The organism is Nonomuraea sp. NEAU-A123 (assembly GCF_018603905.1).
GTDB lineage: Bacteria > Actinomycetota > Actinomycetes > Streptosporangiales > Streptosporangiaceae > Nonomuraea.
The window spans coordinates 1-3,932 of the sequence record NZ_JAHFZZ010000061.1 but is presented as its reverse complement, the minus strand read 5'-3'; the positions used below and the strand labels follow the sequence as shown (position 1 = coordinate 3,932).

Below are 3,932 nucleotides of genomic sequence, written 5' to 3'. Positions count from 1 at the left end.
CTGGGGCGCCTCACCGGGCTGATCACCGTGCTGGACCGGGCCCGGCACGAGCTCGCCCAGGCCGCGGTACGGCGAGAACGGACCCGGGTCGCGCGCGACCTGCACGACGTACTCGGGTTCAGCCTGTCGGCGGTCGCTCTCAAGGGCGAGCTGGCCGAACGGCTGCTGGAGGCGGACCCCGACCGGGCCAGGGCCGAGCTCGCCTCGCTCGTGGCGCTGGTCGAGCAGGCGCTGGCAGAGCTGGAGTCCATCGCCGGCGACCGGGTCGAACTGCGGCTGGCGGCCGAGCTCGACGCGGCGTGTGAGGTACTGACGGCCGCCGGAATCGAGGCTGCGGCACAGGTCGAGACGGGACCGCTGCCGGCCGAGGTCGACACGGCGGTGGCCACCGCGCTCCGCGAGACCATCACCAACGTCCTGCGGCACAGCCAGGCCCGTACCTGCGAGATGACCATCTCCGGCACTGACGAGCTCGTACGGTTGCGCGTCGTCAACGACGGCGCCATGTCCGTCGCGCAGGAAAGATCGTCCACGCCGGGGCGGCACGGGTCCGGGCTCGGCAGCCTCGCGCAGCGCACCGGCGGGCGATTGGCGGCGGTGCGTCACCCCGGCGGACGGTTCGAGGTGGTCGCCGAGTTCAGCATGGCTCACTATCTGCGATAGGCCGACTCCCGGCGAGTCGCGATCGCTCGCCATGCGACCCACGCCAGGAGGCCGGTGACGAACCCGTACGCCGCCACCAGCCCGTGCCCGTTGCTCTGCGCGAACCACATCACTAACCCCAGCACCGGCACGCTGACCGCGAGCAGCCGCTCCTTCAAGAGCCGGGTCCGCATCAACAGCGCCGTCGCCAAGGTCGCCCCCAGGAAGTAGCGAACCCGGATGCTACGGGTTACTTCTCGGCGACCCTTAGCGACCCTTAGTCTTGATCCGCCGCAGGATGCTCAAGGGGAGGGAACCACCAGCTGTGCAGCCTCTGCAAGGACAGGACCCCGACCGGATCGCCGACTACCGGCTCATCGGCAGACTGGGAGAAGGGGGCATGGGCGTGGTCTACCTCGCCCGATCGCCGCGTGGCCGGATGGTGGCGGTGAAGACCATCCGCGCTGAACTGGCGGCGGCCCCGGATTTCCGCCGTCGGTTCGCCAAGGAGATCGCCGTGGCGCAGCAGGTCGGCAAGGAATGGACGGCCGCCGTGCTGGCCGCCGACCCGGACGCGGCATTGCCCTGGGTGGCCACGGCGTACGTTGCCGGGCCGACTCTGCATCAGGTGGTGGTGGAGCAGGGCGGGCCGCTGCCAGAGAACTCGGTGCGCGGTTTGGCCTCCGGGTTGTGCCGGGCGCTGGGCGGCATCCACGCCGCCGGGCTCATCCACCGTGACTTGAAGCCGTCGAACGTGATGGTGACCATCGACGGACCGAAGGTGATCGACTTCGGCATCGTCCGCGCCTTGGATGGCTCCACTGCCGGAGGCTGACCACCATGCAGGCGGCCAAACGCGACGAGCGACCGCTCACCCGCGCCCCGGCCGTGTGATGTGCTACCTCTGCCCATTTGACAGGGAGGGAACGTGGATGCCGTGGGCTTGGAGCCGAGAAACGATCAGGCCTCGAAGCTCACGTTCCCTCGTCGTACAAGCAGGCGCTGGGAGCGGAATGCGACAAGCGGGCGGCGCCGAGCAGGTCGTGGCGGCGATCCGGCGTATGGAGAACGAGCGTCCGGAGGCTCCGGTGCTCGGGGCAGCGGCATGCGTGGCGAGAGCGACTACGGCCGATCGAATCTCTGGCGGGTGGTGCCTGGCTGTGCCGTGTGATGCTCTTGTGCCTGGTCAGCGTCGCGCGGCATGACCGGCCACCCGGCTCAGGACGGCTCCTGTCACACCGTCCGCTCACGCATTCGGCGGCCGTGGGGCGTCCAGCGGACCATGCTGTGGCGCCGGAGGCTGATTTTCTCCCATGGGTGTACCGGGGTAAGCAGCGTCCTTCCGAGGCCGCCTCTGCTACTAACGCCAATGTTGCTAACTTTGATGTTAGTATCTAAGAGGGATGCTGGGTAAACTCCGGAAGGCGGCGACATGGCGGATTTCGTGGGCAGGCGGCACGAACTCGAGACGCTGGATCGAGAGTTGGGCAAGGTGACGGCCGGGGTCGGTGGGGAGCGGCCCGGGCGGTGCGTGATGCTTCGCGGGCGCCGCCGGGTGGGTAAGTCTCGGTTGGCGGAGCGGTTCGCCGAGAGGTCCGGTGCGCCGTTCCTCTTCTATGCCGCCACAGGGGCGTCGCCGGGGGCGGACCTGGAGCGGCTCAGCCAGGATGCCCAGTCATCCAGCCTTCCGCTGGCGAATCTGCTGTCCGCGGCCCGCCCGGCGAGTTGGGATGCCGCCTTCGATGTACTGGCGGCGGCGCTGCCGCACGACCGGGCGAGCGTGGTGGTCGTGGACGAGGTGCCCTATTTGATGGATGCGGAGGGCGCCTTCGAGGGCATGCTTCAGCGGGCCTGGGACCGAGCGCTGGAGACGAAGCCGGTTCTGCTGGTGCTCATCGGCTCCGACCTGTCGATGATGGAGGCGCTGAACAGCTATGGACGCCCGTTCCACCAGCGCGGACGGGAGATGGTGCTGGGTCCGCTTAACCCGGCGGAGGTGGGCGAGATGCTCGGCCTCGAGCCTGCCTTGGCCTTCGATGCGGCCTTGATCACCGGTGGACTGCCTCTGATCTGTGCAGAGTGGACGCACGGCGCCGGGATGTGGGAGTTCCTGCAGGCAGCACTCAGCGATCCGGTCTCGGCCTTGCTGGTGTCGGCGGAGCGCTCGCTCGCTGCGGAGTTCCCTCAGCAGGTGCAAGCCCGCACCGTCCTCTCGGCGATCGGCAGCGGTGAGCGGACGTTCTCCAATATTGCCCGCGCCGCCGGCGGGATCGGGGCGACCCCGCTCCAGCGGTCGCTGGGGATCCTTGCGGACAAGCGGGTGATCGCGGCGGAGCTTCCCGTGTCCACGCGGCCTTCGAAGGATCGTCGCTACCGGGTCGCGGATCCCTACCTCCGCTTCTGGCTGAAGCTCCTGGGTCCGGCGATGGAGGAGATCGAGCGGGGCCGGGGTGACCTGACGCTGCGGCGCATCCGCGAAAACTGGACCAGCTGGCGTGGCAGGGCCGTTGAACCTCTGGTGCGCGAGGCGCTGGCACGGCTGCTGCCCGACGCGAGCCTCCCCGCCGCCCCCGCTATCGGCGGTTACTGGACACGTACCAACGATGTGGAGATCGACGTCGTGGGAGCGGACCGCGCGCCGATCGCCAAGGAGTTGTTGTTCGTCGGCTCGGTGAAGTGGCTGGAGAACTCCCCGTTCGACCGGCACGATCTCGCGGCGCTGCACCGACACCGCGCCGTGCTCACACCTGCTCCCGTGCCTGTGATCGCTGTCTCGCGCAGCGGGACCGAGTGTGCGGGGCTCGACGCTGCGTACGGTCCGACGGAACTCCTCGCGGCGTGGTCCTCCTGAGGCCGGCGGGCAACCCTGACGCACCCTCGCGCTCTTCGTCCCGAAGCTAGCGCGAAGTAACCCCGTAGTCCGTGGCGAAGGCGGCCAGGCAGGAGACGGCGTCGCGGCTGCGCTTCCACGGCCGGACGATCAGCCGGTCCACGCCCAGCGCCGCCCCGGCCGAGCTCACCATCGCGGGCGACCTCGCCTTCAGCACCCCGGCCGAGCTCACCCCAGCCAAGCTCACCCCGGCCGAGCTCGTCACCTCGAACGAGCTCATCGCGTCGACCGACTTCGACTTCGCTGTCCCTGCCGAGGTCGTCGCGTCCGCGTTCGGGAGCGAGCCGCGCCTCGACGTGACCGACCCGCGTCTGGTGACCGGTGTGAGCCGGTCGATCCTGGAACGATTGAAGCCGTTGGAGCCGATCGCCGACCTGCTGGCGCGGGCCTCGGCGCCGCT

5 protein-coding genes are annotated in these 3,932 nt (G+C 69.5%); all 5 read left to right on the top strand.

Annotation, left to right across the window (positions count from 1 at the left end; genetic code table 11):
• Positions 1 to 663 (top strand): sensor histidine kinase (locus KLK06_RS59285; protein WP_250907740.1); only part of this gene is annotated, 663 nt, incomplete at its 5' end.
• A 54-nt stretch (positions 664 to 717) separates the two neighbouring features.
• The gene (locus tag KLK06_RS59280; protein WP_214644730.1) at positions 718 to 873 is read left to right on the top strand and encodes a hypothetical protein; all 156 of its coding nucleotides are present in this window, start codon (positions 718 to 720) and stop codon (positions 871 to 873) included.
• A gap of 67 nt (positions 874 to 940) precedes the next feature.
• The gene (locus KLK06_RS59275; RefSeq protein WP_214644729.1) at positions 941 to 1,477 is read left to right on the top strand and encodes a serine/threonine-protein kinase; all 537 of its coding nucleotides are present in this window, start codon (positions 941 to 943) and stop codon (positions 1,475 to 1,477) included.
• Between the two features lie 597 nt (positions 1,478 to 2,074).
• Positions 2,075 to 3,493: a DUF234 domain-containing protein gene (locus KLK06_RS59270; protein ID WP_214644728.1), complete on the top strand. Its 1,419-nt coding sequence runs from the start codon at positions 2,075 to 2,077 to the stop codon at positions 3,491 to 3,493.
• 71 nt (positions 3,494 to 3,564) lie between these two features.
• On the top strand, positions 3,565 to 3,932 hold a 368-nt coding region (locus KLK06_RS59265; RefSeq protein WP_214644727.1), incomplete at its 3' end, for a hypothetical protein.